21 protein-coding genes are annotated in these 23504 nt (G+C 73.8%); 16 read left to right on the top strand and 5 right to left on the bottom strand.

What is annotated here, in order from left to right:
- Nucleotides 1-512 (top strand): peptidoglycan-binding domain-containing protein (locus JAN01S_RS10700; protein WP_218000025.1); only part of this gene is annotated, 512 nt, incomplete at its 5' end.
- A 30-nt stretch (nucleotides 513-542) separates the two neighbouring features.
- Here JAN01S_RS10700 and JAN01S_RS10705 read toward each other — a convergent pair.
- Nucleotides 543-1247, bottom strand: a complete 705-nt coding sequence (locus JAN01S_RS10705; RefSeq protein WP_068317864.1) for a TIGR03089 family protein — start codon at nucleotides 1245-1247, stop codon at nucleotides 543-545.
- A gap of 48 nt (nucleotides 1248-1295) precedes the next feature.
- Here JAN01S_RS10705 and JAN01S_RS10710 point away from each other — a divergent pair, with 48 nt between their 5' ends.
- From JAN01S_RS10710 to JAN01S_RS10725, 4 genes are all read left to right on the top strand, one after another.
- Entirely contained in the window at nucleotides 1296-3380 is a 2085-nt protein-coding gene (locus JAN01S_RS10710) for a hypothetical protein (RefSeq protein WP_068317868.1), read from the top strand.
- Nucleotides 3381-3480: 100 nt separating this feature from the next.
- Nucleotides 3481-5382, top strand: coding sequence for a glycosyltransferase family 4 protein (locus JAN01S_RS10715; protein WP_068317871.1), 1902 nt, complete (start codon nucleotides 3481-3483; stop codon nucleotides 5380-5382).
- Nucleotides 5379-6386 (top strand): lysylphosphatidylglycerol synthase domain-containing protein, encoded by a 1008-nt coding sequence (locus JAN01S_RS10720; protein WP_068317875.1) that lies wholly within the window; start codon nucleotides 5379-5381, stop codon nucleotides 6384-6386. The genes JAN01S_RS10715 and JAN01S_RS10720 overlap by 4 nt, the downstream gene beginning before the upstream one ends.
- Nucleotides 6387-6397: 11 nt before the next feature.
- Entirely contained in the window at nucleotides 6398-7246 is an 849-nt protein-coding gene (locus tag JAN01S_RS10725) for a methyltransferase domain-containing protein (RefSeq protein WP_068317877.1), read from the top strand.
- A 27-nt stretch (nucleotides 7247-7273) separates the two neighbouring features.
- Here JAN01S_RS10725 and JAN01S_RS10730 read toward each other — a convergent pair whose 3' ends face one another.
- Nucleotides 7274-8089: an aminoglycoside phosphotransferase gene (locus tag JAN01S_RS10730; protein WP_068317879.1), complete on the bottom strand. Its 816-nt coding sequence runs from the start codon at nucleotides 8087-8089 to the stop codon at nucleotides 7274-7276.
- A 42-nt stretch (nucleotides 8090-8131) separates the two neighbouring features.
- On the opposite strand from JAN01S_RS10730, the gene JAN01S_RS10735 reads away from it, so the two are divergent.
- A complete protein-coding gene (locus JAN01S_RS10735; protein ID WP_068317882.1) occupies nucleotides 8132-9058 on the top strand; it encodes a DNA-3-methyladenine glycosylase family protein in 927 nt (308 codons plus the stop codon).
- Nucleotides 9059-9223: 165 nt separating this feature from the next.
- Here the strand turns inward: JAN01S_RS10735 and JAN01S_RS10740 are convergent, their stop codons facing one another.
- On the bottom strand, nucleotides 9224-10123 hold the full coding sequence (locus tag JAN01S_RS10740; protein ID WP_068317884.1) for a 2-phospho-L-lactate transferase CofD family protein: 900 nt from the start codon (nucleotides 10121-10123) through the stop codon (nucleotides 9224-9226).
- A 176-nt stretch (nucleotides 10124-10299) separates the two neighbouring features.
- Here JAN01S_RS10740 and JAN01S_RS10745 point away from each other — a divergent pair, with 176 nt between their 5' ends.
- The 3 genes from JAN01S_RS10745 (at nucleotide 10300) to JAN01S_RS10755 (ending at nucleotide 15136) form a co-directional block, all read left to right on the top strand.
- On the top strand, nucleotides 10300-10569 hold the full coding sequence (locus JAN01S_RS10745; protein ID WP_068317887.1) for a WhiB family transcriptional regulator: 270 nt from the start codon (nucleotides 10300-10302) through the stop codon (nucleotides 10567-10569).
- A 77-nt stretch (nucleotides 10570-10646) separates the two neighbouring features.
- Nucleotides 10647-13655 carry a glycosyltransferase gene (locus JAN01S_RS10750; RefSeq protein ID WP_068317889.1) on the top strand — a complete coding sequence of 1003 codons (3009 nt, stop codon included), beginning with the start codon at nucleotides 10647-10649 and terminating at the stop codon, nucleotides 13653-13655.
- A complete protein-coding gene (locus JAN01S_RS10755) occupies nucleotides 13652-15136 on the top strand; it encodes a DUF5719 family protein (protein ID WP_157075706.1) in 1485 nt (494 codons plus the stop codon). Before JAN01S_RS10750 ends, JAN01S_RS10755 begins: the two co-directional genes overlap by 4 nt.
- Nucleotides 15137-15152: 16 nt before the next feature.
- On the opposite strand, the gene JAN01S_RS10760 is transcribed toward JAN01S_RS10755, so the two are convergent.
- On the bottom strand, nucleotides 15153-15548 hold the full coding sequence (locus tag JAN01S_RS10760) for a metallopeptidase family protein (protein ID WP_169797216.1): 396 nt from the start codon (nucleotides 15546-15548) through the stop codon (nucleotides 15153-15155).
- Nucleotides 15549-15614: 66 nt separating this feature from the next.
- On the opposite strand from JAN01S_RS10760, the gene JAN01S_RS10765 reads away from it, so the two are divergent.
- The 7 genes from JAN01S_RS10765 (at nucleotide 15615) to ahcY (ending at nucleotide 22921) form a co-directional block, all read left to right on the top strand.
- Nucleotides 15615-15998: a DUF3499 domain-containing protein gene (locus JAN01S_RS10765; RefSeq protein ID WP_068317896.1), complete on the top strand. Its 384-nt coding sequence runs from the start codon at nucleotides 15615-15617 to the stop codon at nucleotides 15996-15998.
- A 52-nt stretch (nucleotides 15999-16050) separates the two neighbouring features.
- A complete protein-coding gene (locus JAN01S_RS10770) occupies nucleotides 16051-17484 on the top strand; it encodes a phosphomannomutase/phosphoglucomutase (RefSeq protein ID WP_068317899.1) in 1434 nt (477 codons plus the stop codon).
- Nucleotide 17485: 1 nt separating this feature from the next.
- A complete protein-coding gene (locus JAN01S_RS10775; protein WP_068317902.1) occupies nucleotides 17486-17677 on the top strand; it encodes a Trm112 family protein in 192 nt (63 codons plus the stop codon).
- Between the two features lie 7 nt (nucleotides 17678-17684).
- Nucleotides 17685-18863, top strand: a complete 1179-nt coding sequence (locus tag JAN01S_RS10780) for an SIS domain-containing protein (protein WP_068317908.1) — start codon at nucleotides 17685-17687, stop codon at nucleotides 18861-18863.
- Complete coding sequence (locus JAN01S_RS10785) at nucleotides 18860-20281, top strand: mycothione reductase (protein ID WP_068317911.1); 1422 nt, start codon at nucleotides 18860-18862, stop codon at nucleotides 20279-20281. Before JAN01S_RS10780 ends, JAN01S_RS10785 begins: the two co-directional genes overlap by 4 nt.
- A gap of 99 nt (nucleotides 20282-20380) precedes the next feature.
- Nucleotides 20381-21346 (top strand): DUF808 domain-containing protein, encoded by a 966-nt coding sequence (locus JAN01S_RS10790; protein ID WP_068317914.1) that lies wholly within the window; start codon nucleotides 20381-20383, stop codon nucleotides 21344-21346.
- 123 nt (nucleotides 21347-21469) lie between these two features.
- Nucleotides 21470-22921: an adenosylhomocysteinase gene (ahcY, locus tag JAN01S_RS10795; protein ID WP_068317917.1), complete on the top strand. Its 1452-nt coding sequence runs from the start codon at nucleotides 21470-21472 to the stop codon at nucleotides 22919-22921.
- A gap of 253 nt (nucleotides 22922-23174) precedes the next feature.
- Here ahcY and JAN01S_RS10800 read toward each other — a convergent pair whose 3' ends face one another.
- Nucleotides 23175-23504, bottom strand: a complete 330-nt coding sequence (locus tag JAN01S_RS10800) for a DMT family transporter (protein WP_068317919.1) — start codon at nucleotides 23502-23504, stop codon at nucleotides 23175-23177.

The raw sequence follows: 23504 nt of genomic DNA on the forward strand, positions 1-23504 counted from the left end.
TCTCGCGGTCGACGCGGACCGCGAGCGCCACCACCTCCTCGACGCCCACCTCGGCCGCCACGGTCGTGACCCGCACCCAGTTCGCGGACCTGCGCTCGACCGTCCTGGCCCAGGGCGCCCGGGGCGCCGAGGTCAAGGTCCTGCAGCGTGCCCTCGGCGGGGTCGCCGTCGACGGTGTCTACGGCAGCAGCACGGTCAAGGCGGTGCGCGCCTTCCAGGAGGCCCAAGGCCTGCGGGTCACGGGCATCGCCGACGAGAAGCTCTGGATCGACCTCGAGCGGCAGACCTATCCCTTCCTGCGGTACCGCACGCAGGTGCTCAAGCCCGGCTCGACCGGCCAGGCCGTGCGTGAGGTCCAGCGGGCCCTCGGGCTCGAGGCGGACGGTGTCTACGGCACGTCGACCAAGGACGCCGTCAAGTCCCTGCAGGGGCGCCACCACCTGACGCGCACCGGCTATGTCGGCGGCGTGACATGGCAGGCGCTGGAGCGCGAGGTGCGCGGCCAGCGCTGACCGGACGTCGTCGCCGCGACCGCACGTCGGTCAGGCGGTGACGCCTTCGGCGTCCGCCCGGCGGGCGACCGTCGCCTCATCGGTGGGGCCCAGGTGGACGACGAGAGAGCCGCCTGCGGCCCACACGGACATCGCGGCGCGCAGCAAGGACTCGGCGGAGGGGTCGACGAGCTGCACGCGGGCACCTCGGTCAGTGGTCGTGGTCGTCGCGACCACCGCGCCGTAGCTCGCCGTCTCGCCCGCCACGCGCAGGGCGACGTCGCCCTCTTCGGGCTCGGCCCAGGGGGTGAAGAGGTCGCCGTACGACGCGAGGTCGGCCGCCTCGTCCATGACGCCGTCGGGCAGCTCGATCCCGGCCGAGCGGGCGAGCGCGGCGCGGGTGACGAGGACCGCGGGGCCGTCCGCCGGCAGCCTCTCGGCGTCGTCGGTCACCACGAGGTCGGCGGAGCGGGCGTCGTCGAGGTCGAGGACCGCTCCGACGGACCACACGGCCCAGGCCCAGTAGAGGAGGCGCCAGTGCGGTCGGATCGCCACGTGCACGACCGACCCCGGCTCCACGTCCCACTCCTCCTGCAGGGCATTGGCCGCCTTGCTCACCCAGGTCCCGAGGACCCGTCCGGACAGCTCGATGCGTTCGCCCGCGGTCGGCCCGGGCAGGTCGTCGTAGCAGGTGATCCGCGGTGCGGCGGAGTCGGTCTGGTTCAGTGTCGCGAGGACCTCGGCGGGGGTGGGCATGGGGCCAGCCTACGAAGGGAGGACCGTCCGGCGGTTAGCGTTGCCGCCGTGGAGACCCCGATGACCGACCGCAGCGACCTCGCACCCTTCCTCGAGCGGGTTGTCGTCGGCGTGGGGCTGTGGGTGGTGCTCCTCGGGTTCGTCGGGTCGGTCATCGCGTGGATCGGGGCGTGGATCCCCGTCGTCGGCTTCACGACCGCGCTGGTCAGCGCGGCGGTGGCCGCGCGACTGGCGGCCCGGTTGCCGGCCCCGACCGGGCGACCCCTCGGGCCCGTGGCGGCCGGCGCGCTCGTCGTGGGGGTGCTCGCCGTGACCGTGTGGACGGGCGTGACCCACTCCGAGCAGGTCCTCCCGCGGCGTGACTCGGCGAGCTATCTGCAGGCGACGATCCTGCTCGCCGAGGAGGGCAGCCGGCCGGTGTCGGTCGACGCCGGCACCATCGGCGGCCCCGAGACCCTGGCCGAGGACGGGCTGACGCTCGAGGCGCCCGCGTTCTACGAGATCGGCTCGCCCGAGGACCCGCAGGTCCAGCCGCAGTTCATGCCCGGGCCAGCGCTCGTCTACTCCCTGCCCTGGTGGGCGGGGGGAGCGACCCCCACCCTCTGGACGCCGGCCGTCGCGGGCGGGCTGGCCCTGCTCGCCGTCGGAATGCTCGTCGCCCGGGTCGTCGGTCCTTCCGCCGCCGCCCCGGCGGCCGTGCTCGTCGGCGCCTGCTTCCCGTGGCTGCACACCGCGCGCTCGACCTATTCGGAGCCGCTGGCCGGCCTGACCCTGGGCGCCGGGTTCCTCGCCCTGACCCTGCTGGCGCGATCGGCCGAGCAGCGGACCGGAGGTGAGCGCACCTGGGGCACCGCGGCGGTCGTCGCCGGCGCCCTCATCGGGGGCACGGCGATCGTGCGCATCGACGCGCTGCGCGAGACGATGCTGCTCATCCCCGTCGCCGCACTGCTGCTCGCCCGCGGCCGGGCCTGGGCCCGCCCCCTTCTCGTCGGAGCGGTCGGCACGACCCTCGCCGGCTTCGCGGTGGCCGGTGTCATGAGCTGGCGCTACCTGGGCGAGATCGGCAGCTCACTCGTCCCGCTGGTCGCCCTCGTCGTCCTCATGTCGCTCGTCTGTTGGTGGCTGCTGCGGCGCGCCCGCGCCGGCTGGTCCGTGCCGCGACCGCTCACGCAGCGACTCCCTTCGCTGCTCGCGGGTGCGGTGCTCGTCGTGGGCGTGGCGCTCTCCCTCCGACCGCTCTTCATGACCGTCCGGCAGGACCCCAGCGACCCCGGGGCCATGTACGTCGCCCGCATGCAGGCCCAGCTGGGTCTGCCGATCGACGGGGGGCGTACCTACGCGGAGCACTCCGTCGACTGGCTCGCCTGGTGGATCGGGCCGGCCGCCCTGGTCATCGCGCTCGTCGCGTTGGCGGTGCTGGCCCACCGCCTCGGCACCTGGTGGGCGAAGGGGGGTCCCCTCCCCGCGTGGGGTCCCGCGCTCATCGTCGTCACCGGGTCCACGCTGCTCACCCTCGTGCGGCCGGGGATCACCCCGGACCACCCGTGGGCGGACCGCCGTCTGCTCATCGCCCTGCCCCTCGCCCTCGTGCTCGCCGTGGCCGCCGCCTGGTGGGCCGGTGGGCAGGCCAGCCGGCGGTGGGGGAGCGCGGCGGGTGCCGCCGTGCTCGTCGCGCTGCTCGCAGCGACCGCGGTGCCGACCGCGGCGGCGACGTGGCCGCACCGGACCGAGCGGGTGGAGCAGGGCGGCCTGGCGGCTGCCGCCACCTACTGCGATGCCCTGGGCCCCGACGACGTCGTGCTGGCCGTGGACGACTGGGCGGTCAACCACTGGACGCAGGTCACCCGCGGCATGTGTGGGGTGCCCGCCATCGCGACCACCGGCCGGCTGCGGGACGATCCCGACCGGGTCCTCGCGGCCGCGCAGCGCCTCGACGAGCGGGTCCGTGCGCAGGGCGGCCGGGTGCTGCTCGTCGCCCACCGGGAGCCCGCGACGCTCGAGGAGCTGGGGGCCACGGACGTGCGCACCGTCCTCGACACCGTGCTCATGGAGGACCCGCACGTGCTCACCGAGCGACCCGAGCGGCTGGACCCACTGCGCCTCACCGTGTGGACGGGTCGTGTCCCGCGCTGAGCGGCACCGTCGCATAGGCTGCCCCGAGTGAGCGAGCCCCTCGACGACACCGCGCCCACCGCCCCTGACGCGGGGGCCGAGGACGGAGCCAGCGCCCGCGATGAGTGAAGCCTCGCTGAAGATCGCGGTCGTGGGGCCGACCCACCCCTACAAGGGGGGCGTCGCCTCGCACACGACCACGCTCGCGCACGAGCTCGAGCAGGCCGGGCACGACGTGACGCTGGTGTCGTGGAGCCACCTCTACCCGAGCTTCTTCTATCCGGGCGAGCAGTCGGTGCCGAGCAAGGGCGACCCGGACGTGCCTCCCTTCCCCCGCACGGTGCGGGCCCTGTCGTGGGCGCGGCCCGACTCCCTGATCAGTGCGGGTCGCCGGCTGCGCGACGTCGACCTCGTCGTGGTCGTGCACGTCATCCCGCCGGTCGTCCCCCTCCATCTGACCCTGCTGCGGGCCGCCGGGGTCGGCCGCACGGCCATCTCGGGCCACGGCCCGCGCAGCGTCGTCATCGCCCACAACGTGCTGCCCCACGAGCCGCACCCGGGCGACTCGGCCCTCATGCGCACCTTCTTCCGCAGGGTCGACGCCGTCGTCGTCCACTCGGCCGAGCAGGCGCGCCTGGCCCGCGAGCTCGATGCCGAGCACGTCGTCGTCACCGACCTGCCGCCGCACCTGCCCGGCGGGGCCCCGGTCGAGCGGGCGGAGCACCACGGACCCGCCCGGCTGCTGGCTCTGGGCCTCGTGCGCGGCTACAAGGGCATCGACGTGCTCATGCGCGCGATGCTGCGGGTGCCCGACGTGACGCTCACGGTCGCCGGCGAGATCTGGGGCGACGCCGGTGACGAGCTGCGGCGCCTGGCCGAGCACCGCAGCCTGCGCGACCGCGTGCGCATCCACAGCGGCTACGTGCCCGCGGACCGCATCGCGCCCCTCCTCGGCCAGCACGACGTGCTCACGCTCACCTACCGCAGCGCGACCGCCAGCCAGAACGTCCTGCTCGCCCACGAGCACGGCCTGGCCGTGCTCGCCTCCGACGTCGGGACCTTCGGCGACCAGGTGCGCGACGGGGTCGACGGCTATCTCGTCCCACCCGAGGACGAGGACGCGATCGTCGAGGTGCTGCAGCGCCTCACCGACCCGGCCGAGGTGGCCCGAGTCCGCGGAGGCGTGCGCCCGCCCGACCTGCACGCTCCGTGGGCCCGCTACGTCGGGACCCTCGAGGCACTCAGCTCGCCAGACGCGATCGCCGACCCGACCCTCCCGACCCCGGGGCGCCGTCGCTCCCGCCTCGGGCGGGTCGCCGACCGGGCCGAGGACCTCGTCACCTTCGCCCGGCTCGTGCGGGACCGCCGTCGTCCTCGGCTGGAGCTCGAGCCCTCCGACTTCCCCTCGTGGGTGCGTGCGACCGACGTCCTGGCGCACGACGACGAGGCCGTCCGTGCCCACGAGCTCGTCCGCGAGCTCGACCTGCCGCGCGGCGGCGACGCGATCTCGGAGTGGGCCGCGCTCGGCGCCCTCGAGGTGCTCATCGGCATGAGCGACCGTGGCCGTCGTGACGCCCTGATCATCGACGCGTCCGGCAGCGGGTCCCCCTTCGGCCGCTGGGCCCGGGCCGCCGGTTACGCGCCCGTCGAGGTCGAGCTCACCGGCGCCCGCTCGTCGATGACCCTGCTCGACGTCGACACCGCGACGCTGGACGTCGTCACCCGGCTGCACCCGGACGACGCCGGCGCTGCCGATGTCGACGAGACCCTCACCCAGGCCGGCTGGGCGCTGCGCGCCGGTGGCCTGCTGTGCCTGACGCTGCCGGTCGGCGGGACGGGCGAGGACGTCATCGGCGGCGCCGCGGACCTGCGGGCGGTCATCGCGCGGGCCTCCGACGCCGGCTTCTCCCTCGTCGGCGACGTCGACGGTGCCCTCACCGCCCGCCTGCGCCACGCCTCCCGCGTCAGCGCCGACCCCGAGGCGGCCCACGCCCTGGTCCGGCTCACGCTGCGTCGCCGATGAGCCCGAGCGACGTCCCGGCCGAGCCGCCCGTGCGCACCCGGCGCAAGCGGGTGCTCGACACCCTGCGCATCGGGTTCCTCGTCGTCATCCTCGTCGTCGTCGCCGTCGCGCTCTGGAGCAACTGGGAGGAGGTCCGCGGGGACCTGCGCCGCCTGGGGCCGGTGACGCTGCTGTCGGCGACGGCGCTGGCGCTGCTCTCGCCCTTCTTCACCGTGCTCGGGTGGCGGGTCCTGCTCGCCGACCTCGGCTCCCGCCTGCACATCGCCCAGGCGAGCGGGGTCTTCTTCGTCGGGCAGCTGGGCAAGTACCTGCCCGGCTCGGTCTGGTCGGTCGTCGTGCAGACCGAGATGGCGGCCAAGCTGGGCGTACCCAGGCGCCGCTCCGCCGTCGTCGGGCTGCTGTGCATCGCCCTGTCCGCCCTCACCGGGATGATCGCCGGGCTGCCGGCACTGCCGGTGCTGCTCACCCGGGGTGACGCGGTCATCCCGTGGTGGTTCCTGCTGCTGATCATCGGCGTGCTCGGCGTGCTCCTGTGGCCGCCGCTGCTCAACTGGGGCATCCGCACGCTTCTGCGCGTGCTGCGTCGTGAGCCGCTCGACCACGACCTCACGCACGCGGCCGTGGGCCTGTCGAGCCTGTGGTTCCTCTCGTCCTGGCTCGTCGGCGGCCTTTCGGTGTGGGTCATGGCACGCAATGTCGCCCCCGATGACGCCGACGCCTCGCGCCTGCTGCTCGTCGCCGTCTCCGGGTACCTGCTCGCGGCGGGCATCGGCATGTTCAGCATCGTCGTCCCCGCGGGCGTGGGCGTGCGTGACGGCGTCATGGTCGTCCTGCTGACCACGCAGATGTCGCTGTCCGCGGCCACCGCGGTCGTCGTCGTCGCGCGGTTCCTCACCGTGCTCGCCGACGTCGTCTGGGCCGGCATCGGCTGGCTCTGGGCCAAGGCCCACCACCTGCTCCCCGGCGACACGACGCCGGACCCCGATCCCAGCCCGTCCTCGTAAGGTGTCCTCCCATGTCTGAACCCACCTCGTCCGGCCAGGTCGCCGCGCCCCCCGGCGGTCGTCTCCTCGCAGTCGCCAAGCGCGGCGCCGAGCACCTCCTGTGGGGTCGAGTCGCCGTGCAGCGTCGTCTCGAGTCCAGGGCGAAGGGGGAGCGTGCCCTCCCCACGAGCGTCACCCCGACCGGCGTGCTCACGGATGCCGCGACCTGGCGCCGGGCCGCCGACGAGGCCAAGCGGCTGCGGTTGCCCCTGCACCGCGATCTGCCGAAGAACTGGGATGCCCTCGGCGCCGTCGGCGCGGTCCTCGAGCTCGTCGACGACGGCACCCGCAGCGCGCGGGTCATGGACGCCGGCAGTGCCCGGTACTCACCCGTCCTGCCGTGGCTGCGGCTCTACGGATTCGGGGCGGCGGCCGGCTCGCTCATCGGCATCAACCTCGAGTTCGGCGACCAGGTCACGCGCGACGGCGTCGTCTTCCGCTACGGCGACGTCACCGACACGGGCCTGCCCTCGGGTCACCTCGACGCCATCACCTGCATGTCGGTCATCGAGCACGGCGTGCCGCTCGAGGGATTCCTCGCCGAGTCCGCCCGGCTGCTGCGTCCCGGCGGGATCCTGTGCGTCTCCACCGACTACGACCAGGACCCGCCGGACACCACCGGCAAGGTCATCTACGGCTCGCAGGTGCACATCTTCTCCCCCCAGGAGATCCGCGACCTCGTCGAGACGGCCGACCGGCACGACCTCGAGCTCGTCGGCACGCTCGATGACGCGACGCTGTCGCACACCGAGCGCCCGGTCCACTGGAGCAGGGTCGACCTCGACTACACCTTCATCCTCCTGACCTTCCGCAAGCGCTGAGCGCAACCCGAGCCCGGCGCCCGCTCCTCACGCACGGAGGCCGGCGAGGACCGGGGCGAGGGCGGACTCGAGGGCCGGCGCATGCGCCGGTCGGTCACTGAGGAGGCGGAAGAGCGCCGCACGCAGCATGGCCTGGCGCGGGGCCCCCTTCGTCCACTCCGTCATGACGGCGGGGTCCGCGTCGAGGTCCGTGACCCCGTCGAGCACGCAGGTCGCCTCCGCCCACAGGGCGGGTCGCCAGTACGGCGCCACGTCGATGACGACGGGCGCGCCGTCGGGGTCGAGCAGGACATTGCCCGCGAGGTCGCCGTGCACGAGCTGCGCCGGACCGAGCGGCGTGGCGTCCAGCCCAGCAGCCAGTCGGTCCGCGAGGTGACGCACGTCCGGGGCAAGACGCTCGGGGAGGCCTGACTCGCCGAAGGCGATGCGCTCGGCGACCGCCCACCGACCGGTCGGTGGCTGCGCAGCCGGCGGCCACGAGCGCACGGCGCGAGCCAGCTCGGCGTGCAGGACGGCGCCCACGGCCCGGACCGCGGTGAGGTCGGTCAGACGCCGCGTGCCGGGCTCGTAGCGCGTGGCGGCCCACCCGTCGACGACCCAGTTGCCGTCCCGGGCCGGCACGGGCATGGCGATGCGCAGGTCGCGGCGGTCGCGACCGCGGCGGGTGTCGAGGTCGGCCGCCAGCCGCGCCAGGTGCGGGTTGAGCCGGCTCTGGGTCGCTTCGTCCCGCCCGGGGGAGAGGACGAGGTCACCGGCTCGCACGCTGTGGCCCTGCCCGCCGGGCAGCGGCTCGAGGTCCCCGGGCACTGCGAACATGTCCAGCACGTGCTCGCTCGGTCGCATGCCGTCACGGTAGGGGACCGGGCGCCGGGCACAATCGGAGGCGTGACGACGCACACCGGTGCCGCGACCCTGCGCCACCGCCCTCCGGATCCGGTCGACCTTGACCTCGTGCTGCCCGCCTTCGTCCGCGGGTCGGGGGACCCGACGAGCCACGTGGGCCGCGACGGGTGGTGGTTCGCCTGGACGACCCCGCAGGGCCCGGTGACCCTCCACCTCCAGGACGAAGGGGGCGAGGTCGTCGCCTCCGCCTGGGGAGACGGCGCGGCGTGGATGCTCGGGCGGGTCCCGGACCTCGTCGGAGGACGGGACGACCCCAGCGGCTTCGTCCCCCACCACGACCTCGTGGCGCGCGGCTGGCCGCGGATGTCGCGGTGGCGCGTGCCTGCCAACGGGCTCGTCGCGCAGATGCTCGTCTGCTCCGTGCTGGAGCAGCGGGTGACCGGCAAGGAGGCCTTCTCCAGCCAGCGGCAGCTCGTGCGGCGGTTCGGCAGCCCGGCTCCGGGGCCGGGGGAGGAGCTGCGCCTCGTCTGCCCGCCGAGCGCTGCGGAGTGGGCGCGCATCCCCTCGTGGGCCTGGCTGCGCGCGGGTGTGGACGGCGCCCGCTCGCGGGTGGTCGTGCGAGCCATGCAGGTCGCCGGACGCCTCGACGAGTGCGCCGACCTGCCCCTGGACCGGGCGCACGCCCGGCTGCGCTCGCTGCCCGGCGTGGGGGAGTGGACCGCCGCCGAGGTCGCCCAGCGAGCGCTCGGCGATGCCGACTCACCGAGCTTCGGCGACTACCACGTGGCCAAGGACGTCACCCTCGCCCTGGACGGGCAGGTGGGCGACGACGCGCGGATGGCGAAGCTGCTCCAGCCGTATGCGGGGCAGCGCTACCGGGCGCAGCGGATCGTCACGGCCACGGCCGGTCACCGGCCGCGGCGCGGCCCCCGCCGGTCCCTGCCCACGCACCTGCCGACGCGCTTCTGACCCGGGCTCGCGCGTCTGACCCGGGCTCCCTGAACCAAGACGTCGCATCTCCCCGGGGAAATGCACTCTCTCGACATCAGAACTGTGGATTTCCCCGGGCAAATGCAACCTCTCGACATCAAGACTGTGCATTTCCCCGGGGAAATGCACAGGACGGGGGCGGGGTCAGGGGCGGAGGGACTCGGCGAGGGCGAGGGCGTCGCCGGCGACCTCGTCGGCCGGGCGGGCGAGGTCGACCTGCCGCGTGGTCCAGCGAGCCGCGCCGCTCGCGGGTGCGTCGTCGGTGCCGGTGAGCCACCCGTCGAGCAGGTCGCGGTAGAGGCCGGCGACGGCTGCGGAGGTCGGCTCGGCGCCGACCGCCGCCAGCGACGGCGCGAGGAAGGTCAGGTCCGGGCAGACGCCGACGACGGGGGCGGAGGTGCCGCGCAGGGCGTCCCGCACCCCGGGCACGCCGAGGACGATGCCGACCGACAGGACCGGGGCGAGCAGGACCAGGTCCGCCTCCCGCAGGGCGTCGAGGACGCCCGGGGCGGCCACGGCCCGGTCCATGCCGGCGACGACGAAGCGGGTGGCCGGGGGCGCGCCGAGCTCGTGGCGCCACTGCTGGACGTGCACCGCCTGCTGCTCGTGCTCACCGTCGAGGACGGCATGCGTCTCGACGGGCACGTCGCTCATCGGCAGCAGCCGAACTCCGCGCCCCGGCAGGCCCCGGCGCTCGGCCAGGCGCGTGGTCACCTCGCTGAGAGTGGCCCCCTGCCCGAGCCACGCGGTGCGCGCCAGGTGGGTGGCGACCTCGCCGTCGGTCACCGGGTACCACTGCGGGTGGACGTCGAGGGCGGCGAGCTCGCCCGCGACCGCGGACGTGGCACTCACCGGGTCGTCGGAGAGCTCGGCCAGCAGGCCGTCGATGTCGGGGCAGGCCCGCAGCCCCCAGAGGGAGAGGTCGTCGCCGGTGTTGGCGATGACCGTCAGCTCCGCGGGGACGGAGGCACGGGGGAGCCGGTCGACGAGTCCACGGACGAAGCGGGCTCCCGCCGGGCTGCCGGAGATCACGGTGATGCGCATGCGCACATCGTCGCAGCAGGCTCGTCCCGGGCCACATCCGGACTACCGTTCACCGCTCCATAGCCTGCTCCGCTTGACGACGCACGCATGACACGCATGTAATTACAGACATGTCACGTCGGAAGGTCGGCGAGACGCGAAGTACATGGGTCGAGTGCCGAGGTCGAGGAGGGACCATGCACGAACTTCAGCTGATCATGGGTGGCGAGCCCACCGACGAGTCGTCCGAGATGTCCTGGCAGGAGCGATCGCTCTGCGCCCAGACGGATCCGGAGGCCTTCTTCCCGGAGAAGGGCGGATCCACCCGCGAGGCCAAGAAGGTCTGCGTGGGATGTGAGGTGCGACAGGAGTGCCTCGAGTACGCGCTGGCGCACGACGAGCGCTTCGGGATCTGGGGCGGTCTGTCCGAGCGCGAGCGCCGCAAGCTCAAGAAGCGCGCAGTCTGACTGCCCGCGAGGTCGTGACGCAGCCCAGCCCCACGTCGACCTCCGCGTCTCCGTCCCGGCGGACGACGGCACCTCCGGTGACCGTCACCGCGGTCGTCGTGGCGCGCACCCGAGACGATGCCGGACAGGTCCTGAGCGCCCTCCTCGCCCAGGACCGTCTGCCGGACCGACTCCTCCTCGTCGACGGCGCCATCGACGGTCTGGGCGACCCCAGCGCACTCCTGGCGCCGGTCGAGGACACCGGTGTCGAGGTCCTCACGACCACCCTGGGCCCGCGGCGGGGGATCCGCAGGATCCTGCCGGCGATGATCGACCGCCTGCCGCGCGCGGGCGTCGGTCGTGACCTGGTGTGGGTCCTCACCTCGCGATCACGACCCCACCCGGAGGCGCTGCGTCGCCTCGTCGCCGCCTCGGGCCGGGGCATCGGTGTCGCTGCGCCCAAGCTCGTCGACGAGAAGGATCCGTCGACGATCGTGCGGCTGGGCCTGCAGACCACCCGCGCCGGCCGCATCGTGCCGGACCCGGTGTCCGGGACACCCGACCAGGGGCAGCACGACGGCGACGTCGACGCGATCGCGGCCCCGCTCGACGGGGCCCTCATCGACCGGGGCACCTACGAGTCCCTCGACGGCCACGATCCCGCCCTGGGTGACTTCGGCGGCGACCTGGACCTGGGGTGGCGCTCGCAGCGCGCGGGACGTCGGGTCGTGCTCGTCCCGGACGCCCGCGTCGCCGTGCGGCCCTCCGCGGCCGAGCGACGCCCCACGAGCGACCACCGTCGGCAGGCCAGGCGCACGGCCCTGGCGCGCGCGCACTTCGGCGTCGCCCCCTTCCTCGCCCTGTGGATCGCCCTGAGCAGCCTCGTCATCGGCCTCGTGCTGGCGCTGCTCAAACGGCCCGGCATGGCCGCCGACGAGTTCGCGAGCATCCCGGCCGCCCTCGACGTACGCACCCTGCGGTCCCGCCTGCGGGGCAAGGCTCCTCGTGAGGTCGCCCGCGGTGACCTGGACGCACTCTTCGTCACGTCCCGGGCCGCGCAGCGTCGGCTCGTCGACGAGGCCCGCGGAGGTGCCCGACGTGAGCGGGGCATCGAGGCCCGCTCCCTCGAGGTCGAGCGCGGCGGCGGCTGGCTGACCCACCCGCTCCCGTGGTTGCTCCTCGTGACGACCGCCTACTCGGCCTGGTCCGCTCGGCACATCACCGGAGAGCTGCGTCACCGCATCGACTCCGGTCTCGTGGGCGGAGAGTTCCTCGGCGGACGGGCCACGGCGGAGCAGCTGTGGGACTCGTGGTGGATGGGCTGGCACGCGCAGGGGTGGGGACACGCGGGCGAGCAGAGTCCAGCGCTCGTCGTCCTGGCCGGGCTCAGCCAGCTGGCCGCATGGGTCCCGGGTCTGGGCGCCGCCCACTCACCGGCCGGGGTCGTCCTGGCGGTCCTCGTGGTCGTGGCGCTGCCGCTCGCGGCGGCCGTCGCCTGGTCCGCGTCGCGCACCTTCACCCACCACCGGTGGCTGCGTGCCGCCGCGGCACTGGCGTGGGTGACCTGCGCCCCGGCCGGTCTGGCCGTGGGCGAAGGGCGGATCGGTGCCCTCTGCGCCCTCGTCCTGCTCCCCCGGGTCGTGGCGGGCCTGGTGCGGGCCACCCGCAGGTCGAGCAGCTTCAGCGACTCGGTGCGCACCGCCCTGTGGGGCACCCTCCTCGGCGCGGTCGCCCCGCTCGCCGCGCTCGTCGTCATGGCCGTCGGCCTCGCCCTGCTCGTCCTCGGTGACGCGCGCAGGCGGTGGCGGGGCATCGCCCTGGCGCTCACCCCCTTCGTCCTCGCCGGGCCCTGGGTGCTCACGCTCAAGGACGACCCGCGCCGACTGCTGTCGGGGTGGGGCCTGACCGATCTGCCGCACGACCTGCCGGCCCACGAGCTGGCGCTGGCGCAGCTGCCGGGCGGTGCGGCGACGACGTGGTGGACCCTCGCGCTCCTCGCCCTCGGCGCCCTCGCCCTGCTCGTGCCCGGCCGACGACCTGCCTCCTGGGGCGCCGCCGTGGTCGCCCTCGCCGGGCTGGCCTGGGCGCTCTGGGCGCCGCACGTGGTCCTCGGCCACCGCCCCGCGGGCGGCCCGGACGCGGGCGCCGAGATCACCCCGTGGGCCGGCACCGGCCAGCTCGTCCTCGTCGGCGCAGCCCTGGTCGCGGTGCTCGCCGCGGGTGACGTGCTGCCGCAGCGACTGCGCGGTGCCGGCCGGCGCAGCTGGACCCTCCTGCCGGCCCTGGTCCTGCCCGTCGCGGCGATCGGCAGCGGTGTCGTCGTCGCCCAGCACTCCTACGGCGAGGACCTGACCACGTGGCGCGACCCCCGTCCACTCGTCGCCGTCGCGGCGTCGGAGGGGCCCCAGGCCTCGCGGACGCTCGTGCTGCGCACCCAGGATGCGGGCGTCACCTACCGCCTCGTCGGCTCCGAACCCGGTGACCTCGTGCGTGACCTGCCCGCCCCCGACCCGACCGTGGCCGGTGAGGAGGAGGTCGCCGCAGCGGTGGCCCAGCTCGTCGGCGCGGGGGAGGGGGACCGACCGGCGGCCGACGCGCTGGCCCGGCACGGGATCTCCCACCTGGTGCTGGTCGACCCCTCCCAGGCGGAGCGCCGGCTCGTCGACGCCTCACCGGGCCTCGCCCGCCTCGGCACGAGCGCCGGCACGACCACCTGGGCGGTGCGCTCGCCCGTCACCGATGGGTCCACCCCCTCCCGGGTGCGGGTCACCTCGGACGGATCGAGCGAGCCCGTGCCCTCCCGCGCGCACGGCGACACCGACGGGCCCGTCGAGGTGCCCGCCGCCGATGAGCTGGTCGTCGCCGAGTCCCTCGAGTGGAGCGACCGCGTGCAGGTGCGGGCGGACGGCCGGCTGCTCGAGGTCGCCACGCACAGCGCGGTCCCGACCTACGCCCTGCCCGAGGGCACCGACGAGGTGAGCGTCGACGTCGGGGCCGGGCACCCGCTGTGGAAGCTGGGCCAGGGCCTCGCCCTCGTGCTCGCGCTCTATCTCGCGCTGCCCACCGAGCGGCGTCCCGAGCCCGACGACGAGGAGGAGCAGCGATGAGCACCGCGAGGAGCAGGCCGGTGTGGGCCCACCCGGCCGGACGCATCGTCCTCGTCGGGGGCATGGCGGCCGGTCTCGTGCTCGGGGTCTCCCGGGTCGGCGCCGCCCCCGACGCGGAGCCGCCGGTCGAGACCGGCGATCGGGTCGCCGCCTCGCTCACGACGTCGTACTGCCCGGGAAACCCCTTCTCTGGGGCCGACGAGGGCGCCCCGGAGGACGACCTCGACGGAGGCGTGCGGGCCCAGGCCGCGCCCGCAGAGGTCCTCGAGGGGCTCGTCAGGCCTTCCGACGAGCCGGGCACGATCACCGTCGAGGAGCTCACCGGTCCGCCGACCGACCGGCAGACGGGCGCTCCCGAGAGCGGACCGACCAGCGAGGCCCTCGACGGCCTGGGCGCACGGTCGGTCCGGGTCCGCGGCACCGCCGAGCGGGCGCCCGGCCTCGTCGCGACCCAGTCCTTCACTGCCGCCGGCCAGCAGGTGCGGGGGCTCGCGGCCGTCCCGTGCGGCGCGCCGACCGCCGACGCCTGGCTCGTCGCCGGTGGCGGCGAGAAGGGCCGACAGGAGCGCCTCGTCCTGACCAACCCCGGTGGCAACCCGGTCAACGTGCGCCTCGACGTCGTCGGGACGGACTCGGACGACACGGGCGAAGGGGGGACCGCGGACCGCTCCGTCGTGGTCCCGGCACACGGTCGTTCCGTCATCCTGCTCGATGCCATCGGAGGAACCCAGGACCCCCAAGCGGTGCACGTGGCGACGACCGGCGGCCTCGTCGTCCCCGTCATCGCCGACCACCACCTCGACGGACTCGTCCCCGCGGGGGTCGAGACGGTGGGCCCGACGGCCGCCCCCGCCAAGCGTCTGGTCCTGCCGGGCACGGCCAGCACCCGCGCCCGCGGGCTGGTCGTCGCCGTCCCCGGGGACCGCGACGCGGTCGTGCAGGTGCGGCGCCTCAGCGACGGACCACCGCGTGGCGTCGAGGTCGCGACGGTCCCCGCCGGCGAGGTCGCCGACATCACGCTGCCCGAGACGCCGGGGACCCGGGGATGGGTCGTCGAGGCCGATGAGCCCGTCGTCGCCGCGGCCCACACGACGACGCAGGACTCACGTGGTCGCGCCGACATGGCGTGGTCGGTGGCGACGCCGGCCTTCGGCGGCCTCGGCGCGGCGGTGCTCCCACAGACCTCCGGCCTGCGACGGCTGGTCCAGGTGAGCGCCACCGACGGGCCGGCCGAGGTCGAGGTCCACCTCCTCGAGGACGGCGAGCTGCGCACGGCGACACTGGATCTCGAGCAGGACCGGGCCGGCGAGGTCGACGCCGGCGAGGCGACCGCGGTCTGGGTGCGGCCGGTCTCCGGGCGGGTGCACGCGGCCGCCCTGCTCATGGGGCGCGACGGCGGCTCCCGCGCCGAGGCGACCTCTGTGCCGATCCTGCCCGCCCGGGTCGCGGTGCGCGACGTGCCGGTCACGCGGGTGCGGTGATCCCCCCTTCGTCCGGCTAGCGGTCGGGGTCGACCTCGTCGGGGTCGACGCCGAGGAGCAGGGCGACCTGCTCGACCATGACGTCGTGCACGAGGTCGCCGCGCTCCGCGCCGGGGGCGACCGACTCGACCGGGCGCCGGTAGACGACGATGCGCGCGGGCAACGGGCCCTGTGCCGGCCAGAGCCGGGCGAGGGGCACGCCCTCCTCCCAGCCGGCCGGGCCGGAGGGCGGGATGTCCTCCACCGCGAACTCCACGGACCCCCACCGCCGACCGAGGACCTCGCGGAACCGCTGTGCCGTGTCGGCCACCAGGTCGTCGAAGGCCTCGGCCCGGGTCGCCATCGCGGGCACCGACGGATGGGCCAGGGGTCCGCGCAGGCCCCGGCCCCGGCGATCGCGGTGTCGGCTCACCCGCCGATCGTAGGCCGCTGCGGCGTGCCTTCGAGGTTCGGGTGCGACGTGGCCTAGCCTGCACGGGTGACTCTCTCCCGACAGTGCTCCCGTGCCGCGTGTGGGCGACCGGCTGCCGGGACCCTCACCTACGTCTACTCCGACTCCACGGTCGTGCTGGGCCCGCTCGCCACCTACGCGGAGCCGCACGCCTACGACCTGTGCGAGGACCACGCCCAGCGCCTCACCGCCCCCCGCGGGTGGGACGTCGTGCGTCTGGCCACCGACCAGCCCGCGCCCGCGACCTTCGACGACCTCGTGGCCGTCGCCGAGGCCGTGCGGCAGCGGCCGGAGCCGCGGACCGACTCCGAGCGCACGGCGCACCTGCCGACGACCGCCCGGCCCGAGCCGCTCGGGATCACCGAGACCCGGCGGCGCGGCCACCTGCGGGTCCTGCGCGACGAGGACTGATCCCTCGCGGGCCGGCGGCGAGCGGTCGCCGGGGACAACTAGGCTGAGCCGCGTGACCACCAAGCTCAGCGACTTCGTCAAGGCGTATGACGTGCGTGGCGTCGTACCGGACCAGCTCAACATCGACGTGGCCCACGCCCTCGGCGCGGCCTTTGCGGAGGTCGTCGCCCTCGCGGACGGTGCGTCCGCGGTCGTCATCGGCCACGACATGCGGCCGAGCTCGCCCGAGCTCGTCGACGCCCTGGCCCGCGGCATCACCGCGCGCGGCGTCGACGCGGTGCTCATCGGGCTGTCGAGCACCGACGGCCTCTACTACGCCAGCGGCGCCCTGGGCCTGCCCGGCGCGATGTTCACCGCGAGCCACAACCCCGCGAAGTACAACGGGATCAAGTTCTGCCGCTCCGGGGCGCGGCCGGTCGGTCAGGACACCGGCCTGGCCGACATCCGTGACCTGGCCCAGCAGCACCTCGACGGGGGCGTCTCCGCCTTCGACGGGGTGCGCCCCGGCACGATCACCGAGCGGGACGTCCTCGCCGACTACGCGGGCTTCCTGCGCGGGCTGGTCGACCTGTCCGGCAGCCGCCCGCTGCGCGTCACGGTCGACGCGGGCAACGGCATGGGCGGCCTGACGGTCCCCGCCGTCCTCGGCACCGGATCCGGTCTGCCCGAGCTGCCCCTGACGATCGACCCGATGTACTTCGAGCTCGACGGCACCTTCCCCAACCACGAGGCCAACCCGCTCGACCCCAAGAACATCGTCGACCTGCAGGATCGGGTCCGCTCCCACGGCGCCGACATCGGCATCGCCTTCGACGGGGACGCCGACCGGTGCTTCGTCGTGGACGAGCAGGGCAACCCGGTGAGCCCCAGCGCGATCACCGCGATGATCGCCCGGCGCGAGATCGCCCGGGAGGTCGCCGCCGGCCGCTCGGCCGCGGGCGTGGCCATCATCCACAACGCGATCACCTCGGCCGCCGTGCCGGAGATCATCGCCGAGGACGGCGCCACCCCCGTGCGCACGCGGGTCGGGCACTCCTACGTCAAGTCGGTCATGAGCGAGCACGACGCCGTCTTCGGTGGCGAGCACTCCGCCCACTACTACTTCCGTGACTTCTGGTTCGCCGACACCGGCATGCTCGCCGCGATGCACGTCCTCGCCGCGCTGGGCGAGAGCGACGCGCCGCTCAGCGAGGTCATGGCCCCCTTCGAGCGCTACGTCGCCTCCGGCGAGATCAACTCGACCGTCGCCGACGCCGCCGCGGTGACCGAGGTGGTGCGGGAGCGCTTCGTCACCGACGGCACGACGGTCGACGAGCTCGACGGCCTGACGGTGACCCACGAGGGCTCGGACGCGGAGCCGATGTGGTGGTTCAACCTGCGCCCGAGCAACACCGAGCCGCTGCTGCGGCTGAACGTCGAGGCCGCCGACGAGGCGACGATGGCCCGCGTGCGCGACGATGTCCTGACGACGATCCGGGAGGCCTGACATGAGCGAGTGGACGATCGAACCCTGGCTGCGCGAGATCCTGCGCTGCCCCGCGTGCCGCTCCGCCCTGCGCGACGAGACCGGGGCATCCGGTCCGGAGCTCGTGTGCACCGGCGCCGACTGCGGCCTGGCCTACCGGGTCGAGGACGGCATCCCGGTCCTCCTCGTCGACGAGGCCCGGCCGAGGGCCTGAGGCGACCATGGCCCCCTTCGACGAGACCCTGCTCGACGACGAAGGGCGCCGTCGGGCCGTCGACCCGAGCGACCTGCTGCGGGCCCTCGCCGGTGCCGGCGCGCAGGTGCGCCGCGCGCTGACGCTCGCCGAGGAGACCGACCTGACGCGCGTCGCCGGAGGCGAGCGGCCCCGGGCGGTGCACGTCGCGGCCGTCGGCGGCGCCGAGTCGGTCAGCACCGTGCTCGACCTGCTCGTCTCCCGCAGCGGGCCCGTCCTGCTCACCTGCGACGGCTCCGGCCCGCTGCCCGGGTGGGTCGGTGCCCTCGACCTCGTCATCGCGATCTCCCTGTCGGGTCGGGCCGAGGGCCCCGTGCGCCAGGTCCGCGAGGCGGCCCGGCGCGGGGCGCACGTGCTGACCATCGGGGCCCCCGACAGCCCGCTCGCCGCTGCCGCAGCCGGGGCCCGCGGGGTGCACCTGCCCATGGACCTCGGCGTCGGCCACTCGCGAGCAGCGTTGTGGGGCATGGCCGCTCGTGCCGTCCTGGCAGCCAGTGCCTGCGGGATCGTCGACGTGCGCGCCTCGGTCCTGGCCGCCGTCGCGGACCGGCTCGACGAGCAGGCCGAACGCTTCCGACCCGACGCGGAGTACTTCGTCAACCCCGCCAAGACCCTCGCGGTGGAGCTGTCCGCGCTCGCTCCCGTGGTCCTCGGGGACGGCCCGGTGACCGGCGTCGCGGCCCGCCGCACGAGCGCGATGCTCGCCCGGACCGCCCGCACCCCGGCGACCTGGGGGCGGCTGCCCGACGCCGCCGCGCAGGTCGTGGCCTGCCTGTCCGGTCCCTACGCCGACGCGGGGACCGCGCCGGACGGCGGCCGCGACATCTTCGCCGACCCCTACCTCGACGGGCCCGTCGGACCCCGGCTGGGGCTGCTCTTCCTGCGCGACCCCGTGCCCACGCCCGAGGACGACGCGGGCGAGCTCGAGCGGCACAACACCGCCCAGTCCGTGGCCGACCACGCGACAGCATCGGGTGTGCGGGTCATCGAGCACGTGGCCGGTCCCGGTCACGACCTCGAGCGGCTGGCCGAGCTGGTCGCCTTGACGGACTTCGCGAGCGCCTACCTCGCGATCGGCCACGGCCTCGACCCGGCGTGCACGCCGGGCATCTCCGACCTGCACCTGCCACAGAAGGCACCTGAGTGATTGACGTCGACATCGCGGTCATCGGCAGCGGATCGGGCAACACCCTGCTCACCGATGACCTCGCGGACAAGACCTTCGCGATGATCGAGGGCGGTGAGGTCTTCGGCGGCACCTGCCTCAACGTCGGGTGCATCCCGACCAAGATGTTCGTCCACGTCGCCGAGATCGCCACCGCCGTGCGCGAAGGGGGGCGCCTCGGGGTCGACGCGACGCTCCAGGGAGTGCGCTACGAGGACGTGCGCGACCGCGTCTTCGGCCGCATCGACCCGATCGCCGCTGCGGGGGAGGCCTACCGCCGCGACGGGGACAACGTGCACCTCCTGCGCGGACGGGCGCGGTTCACCGGCCCCCTCGAGCTCGAGGTCGAGATGCGTGACGGCACGACCGAGCACGTGCGGGCGGGGCAGGTGGTCATCGCCTCGGGCTCCCATGCGACGTGGCCCGAGGACCTGGGCGCCGCCGCCCACCGCGAAGGCATCACGATCCACACCTCCGACACGGTCATGCGGCTGCCGGAGCGTCCCCGGCGGATGCTCGTCGTCGGAGGCGGGTACATCGCGATGGAGATGGCGCACGTCTTCTCCGCCTTCGGCACCGAGGTCGTCGTCTCCTCGCGCAGCGGTCTGCTGCGCCACCAGGACACCGACATCGCCGAGGCCTTCACCACCGCCGCGCGCGAGCAGTGGGACGTGCGCACCGGCACCGTCGTCACCGACCTGCACCGGAGCGACGAGGGCATCTCGGTGACGCTCTCGGACGGGTCGGTGGTCGTCACCGACGTCGTGCTCGCCGCGACCGGACGCCGCCCGAGCACCCACCACATGGGGTTGGACCTTGCCGGCGTCGAGGTCCACGACGACGACCGCATCGTCGTCGACGAGCACGGCCGGACCACCGCGGCAGGGGTGTGGTCCCTCGGGGACGCCAGCTCCCCCTTCCAGCTCAAGCACGTGGCCAACCACGAGGCGCGGGTCGTCGCCCACAACCTGGCCCACCCGCAGGACCTGCGCTCCTTCACGCACTCCGCCGTGCCGGCGGCCGTCTTCACCCACCCCCAGATCGCGTCCGTCGGGCTCACCGAGGAGCAGGCGCGGGCGCAGGGCATCGACGTCACCGTCAAGGTGCAGCAGTACGGCGACACGGCGTACGGCTGGGCGATGGAGGACACGACGAGCCTGTGCAAGGTCATCGCCGACCGCCGCACGGGTCACCTCGTCGGTGGCCACCTCATCGGTCCGGAGGCGTCCACGCTCATCCAGCCGCTCATCCAGATGATGGCCTTCGACCAGCCCGTGGCCGAGATGGTGAGCGGCCAGTACTGGATCCACCCGGCGCTGACCGAGGTCGTGGAGAATGCGCTGCTCGGCCTCGACCTCAACCCGAGCGAGGACCTCAGCGAGTCGCCGCCGTTGGCGTGAGCTGCCCCCTTCGCCGTACCCGCGTCGACACCAGTGGAGGCCGCCGTCCCGTTACGCTAAGCGCGTGCTGACGACCCACGAGACCACCGGACCCATCCGATGAGCGGCGGCCTCGTCGCGCTCCTCGACGACATCTCGGTGCTGGCGCGCGCCGCCGCGGCCTCGGTCGACGACGTCGCGGCCGCCTCGGGCCGTGCGAGCGTCAAGGCGGCGGGAGTCGTCGTCGACGACACCGCCGTCACCCCGCGCTACATCGAGGGCGTGGACCCCAAGCGCGAGTTGCCGATCATCAAGCGGATCACCATCGGGTCGCTGCGCAACAAGCTGGTCTTCATCGTCCCGGCGATCCTGCTGCTCAACGCCTTCATCCCCTGGCTGCTCTCGCCGCTGCTCATGCTCGGTGGCACGTACCTGTGCTTCGAGGGCGCGGAGAAGATCTGGGAGAAGGTCTCCGGCCACGGACGCGAGGCCGAGGAGGAGGCCGCCGCCCAGGACGAGGACACGATCGTCAAGGGTGCGGTCACGACCGACTTCATCCTCTCCGCCGAGATCATGGTCATCTCGCTCAAGGCCGTCCTCGACGAGGGCCTCAACGACTCGTTCTGGTACCTCCTGGCCGTCATGCTCGTCGTCGCCATCGCGATCACGTTCGTCGTCTACGGCACCGTCGGTCTCATCGTCAAGATGGACGACATCGGGCTGGCCCTCAGCAAGCGCGAGTCCGGACTGTCGCAGACGATCGGGCGCGGACTGGTCACCGGGATGCCCAAGCTGCTCACCGTCCTGTCCGTCGTCGGCGTCGCCGCGATGCTCTGGGTGGGTGGCCACATCATCCTCGTCGGCCTCGAGGAGACCGGTTGGCTGCCGCAGCCGTACGAGTTCGTCCACCACCTCGAGGTGCTCGTCCACGACGCGACCGGCGCCCTCGGGGGGATCCTCGGCTGGCTGACCAACACCGTCGGCTCGGCGATCCTCGGGCTGCTCGTCGGGGCCGTTGTCGTCGCGATCATGCACGTGCTCCCCTTCGGCAAGAAGCACGAAGGGGAGGGTGCCGCCGCGCACTGAGCGGCCGAAGGTGCGAGGGGCGCCGACCCGTCTAGACTGTCGGCAGCCGGCGTGGGTGATGACCCGCGAGAGCCCAGAAGGGTCGCGCCGGGTCCGAACCCCACCCGTCACAGGAGTTTTCACGTGTCCTTCGACTACAAGGTCGCCGACCTGGGCCTCGCCGAGGCCGGCCGTCACCAGATCCGCCTCGCCGAGCACGAGATGCCCGGCCTGATGAGCCTGCGCGAGGAGTACGGGCAGTCGCAGCCGCTCAAGGGCGCCAAGATCGCCGGCTCGCTGCACATGACCGTGCAGACCGCGGTCCTCATCGAGACCCTCACCGCGCTCGGCGCCGAGGTGCGCTGGGCCAGCTGCAACATCTACTCCACCCAGGACGAGGCCGCCGCGGCCATCGTCGTGGGCGTGAACGGCACCCCGGAGAACCCGCAGGGTGTCCCGGTCTTCGCCTGGAAGGGCGAGACCCTCGAGGAGTACTGGGACTGCACCGAGCAGATCCTCACCTGGGCCGACGACGAGGGCCCCAACATGATCCTCGACGACGGTGGCGACGCCACGATGCTCGTCCACAAGGGCAAGGAGTGGGAGGCCGCCGGCCAGGTGCCCCCGACGACCGAGGACGACTCCGAGGAGTTCAGCGTCTTCAAGGCGCTCGTGCGCCGCACCCTCGGGGCCGACCCGCAGAAGTGGACCCGTGTCGCCGAGCGGATCAAGGGCGTCACCGAGGAGACGACCACCGGCGTGCACCGCCTCTACCAGCTGGCCGAGGCCGGCGAGCTGCTGTTCCCGGCGATCAACGTCAACGACGCGGTCACCAAGTCCAAGTTCGACAACAAGTACGGCACCCGCCACTCGGTGCTCGACGGCCTCAACCGCGCCACCGACGTGCTCGTCGGCGGCAAGGTCGCCGTCGTCGCCGGCTACGGCGACGTGGGCAAGGGCGTCGCCAGTGCCCTCGCCGGCCAGGGCGCCCGCGTCGTCGTCACCGAGGTCGACCCCATCTGCGCGCTGCAGGCCGCGATGGAGGGCTTCGAGGTCACGACGATGGACAAGGCCGCCGAGTACGGCGACATCTTCGTCACCACCACCGGCTGCTACGACGTCATCACCGCCGAGCACATGTCCTCGATGAAGAACAAGGCGATCGTCTCCAACATCGGCCACTTCGACAACGAGATCGACATGGCTGGCCTCGCCCGGATCGAGGGCATCACCAAGACCGAGATCAAGCCGCAGGTCCACGAGTGGACCTTCGCCGACGGCCACTCGATCATCGTCCTGTCCGAGGGGCGCCTGATGAACCTCGGCAACGCCACGGGGCACCCGAGCTTCGTCATGAGCAACTCCTTCGCCAACCAGACGATCGCCCAGATCGAGCTGTTCGCGAAGGCCGACGAGTACGTCGACGAGGACGGCGCGCCGACCGTCACCACCCTGCCCAAGCACCTCGACGAGAAGGTCGCCCGTCTCCACCTCGACGCCCTCGGTGTCGAGCTGACCGAGCTGACCAAGGGCCAGGCCGAGTACCTCGGCGTCGACGTCGCCGGGCCGTACAAGCCGGAGCACTACCGGTACTGAGGTTCATTGTCCGGGGTGGGTCCATACCCGCTCGGCTGAGTCTCGTGACGAGGCCCGGGCACGACGCCGCGCTGGGGAAAAGCCCGGACGACTTCGCACGCATCTCGCGGTGCCGGAGGAGTCCGGGCTTTTCCTTGATTCGCGCGACGCCGTCCCCGGGCCTCGCGCAACCTCAGGCGCGCAGGTACCCGGGGAGATGCGCGGTCGGCGGTTCGTCAGGCGCGCAGCCGCCCGGGCGGATGTGCGAAGGGGGTCACTCGTCCGGGCGGGAGGGCAGGACCTTCAGGCCGATGACGGCGGCGACGATGCCGGTGAGGAGCAGGGCCTTGGCGGGGGAGAAGGTCTCGTCACCCGTGGCCATCGCCCAGATGACGGTCAGGGCGGCACCGACCCCGGTCCACACCGCGTAACCGGTGCCGATGGGGATGGTGCGCACGGCGTGGCCCAGTCCGCCCATGCTCAGGGCGAGGGCGACGACGAAGACACAGGTCGCGAGCGGGGCGCTGAACCCGTCGGACCGGCCGAGCGCGGTGGCCCAGACGGCCTCGAGGACGGCGCTGACGAGCAGGACCACCCACGGCAT

The organism is Janibacter anophelis NBRC 107843, from assembly GCF_001570945.1.
Classification (GTDB): domain Bacteria; phylum Actinomycetota; class Actinomycetes; order Actinomycetales; family Dermatophilaceae; genus Janibacter; species Janibacter anophelis.

What these genes read in the sequence shown, in the direction of transcription:
- JAN01S_RS10745 (WP_068317887.1), top strand. Translation starts at nt 10,300, where the DNA reads ATGCACGAACTTCAGCTGATCATGGGTGGCGAGCCCACCGACGAGTCG.
- JAN01S_RS10730 (WP_068317879.1), bottom strand. Translation starts at nt 8,089, where the DNA reads ATGCGACCGAGCGAGCACGTGCTGGACATGTTCGCAGTGCCCGGGGAC.
- JAN01S_RS10720 (WP_068317875.1), top strand. Translation starts at nt 5,379, where the DNA reads ATGAGCCCGAGCGACGTCCCGGCCGAGCCGCCCGTGCGCACCCGGCGC.
- JAN01S_RS10755 (WP_157075706.1), top strand. Translation starts at nt 13,652, where the DNA reads ATGAGCACCGCGAGGAGCAGGCCGGTGTGGGCCCACCCGGCCGGACGC.
- JAN01S_RS10715 (WP_068317871.1), top strand. Translation starts at nt 3,481, where the DNA reads ATGAGTGAAGCCTCGCTGAAGATCGCGGTCGTGGGGCCGACCCACCCC.
- JAN01S_RS10740 (WP_068317884.1), bottom strand. Translation starts at nt 10,123, where the DNA reads ATGCGCATCACCGTGATCTCCGGCAGCCCGGCGGGAGCCCGCTTCGTC.
- JAN01S_RS10705 (WP_068317864.1), bottom strand. Translation starts at nt 1,247, where the DNA reads ATGCCCACCCCCGCCGAGGTCCTCGCGACACTGAACCAGACCGACTCC.
- JAN01S_RS10780 (WP_068317908.1), top strand. Translation starts at nt 17,685, where the DNA reads ATGGCCCCCTTCGACGAGACCCTGCTCGACGACGAAGGGCGCCGTCGG.
- JAN01S_RS10790 (WP_068317914.1), top strand. Translation starts at nt 20,381, where the DNA reads ATGAGCGGCGGCCTCGTCGCGCTCCTCGACGACATCTCGGTGCTGGCG.
- JAN01S_RS10800 (WP_068317919.1), bottom strand. Translation starts at nt 23,504, where the DNA reads ATGCCGTGGGTGGTCCTGCTCGTCAGCGCCGTCCTCGAGGCCGTCTGG.
- JAN01S_RS10775 (WP_068317902.1), top strand. Translation starts at nt 17,486, where the DNA reads ATGAGCGAGTGGACGATCGAACCCTGGCTGCGCGAGATCCTGCGCTGC.
- JAN01S_RS10725 (WP_068317877.1), top strand. Translation starts at nt 6,398, where the DNA reads ATGTCTGAACCCACCTCGTCCGGCCAGGTCGCCGCGCCCCCCGGCGGT.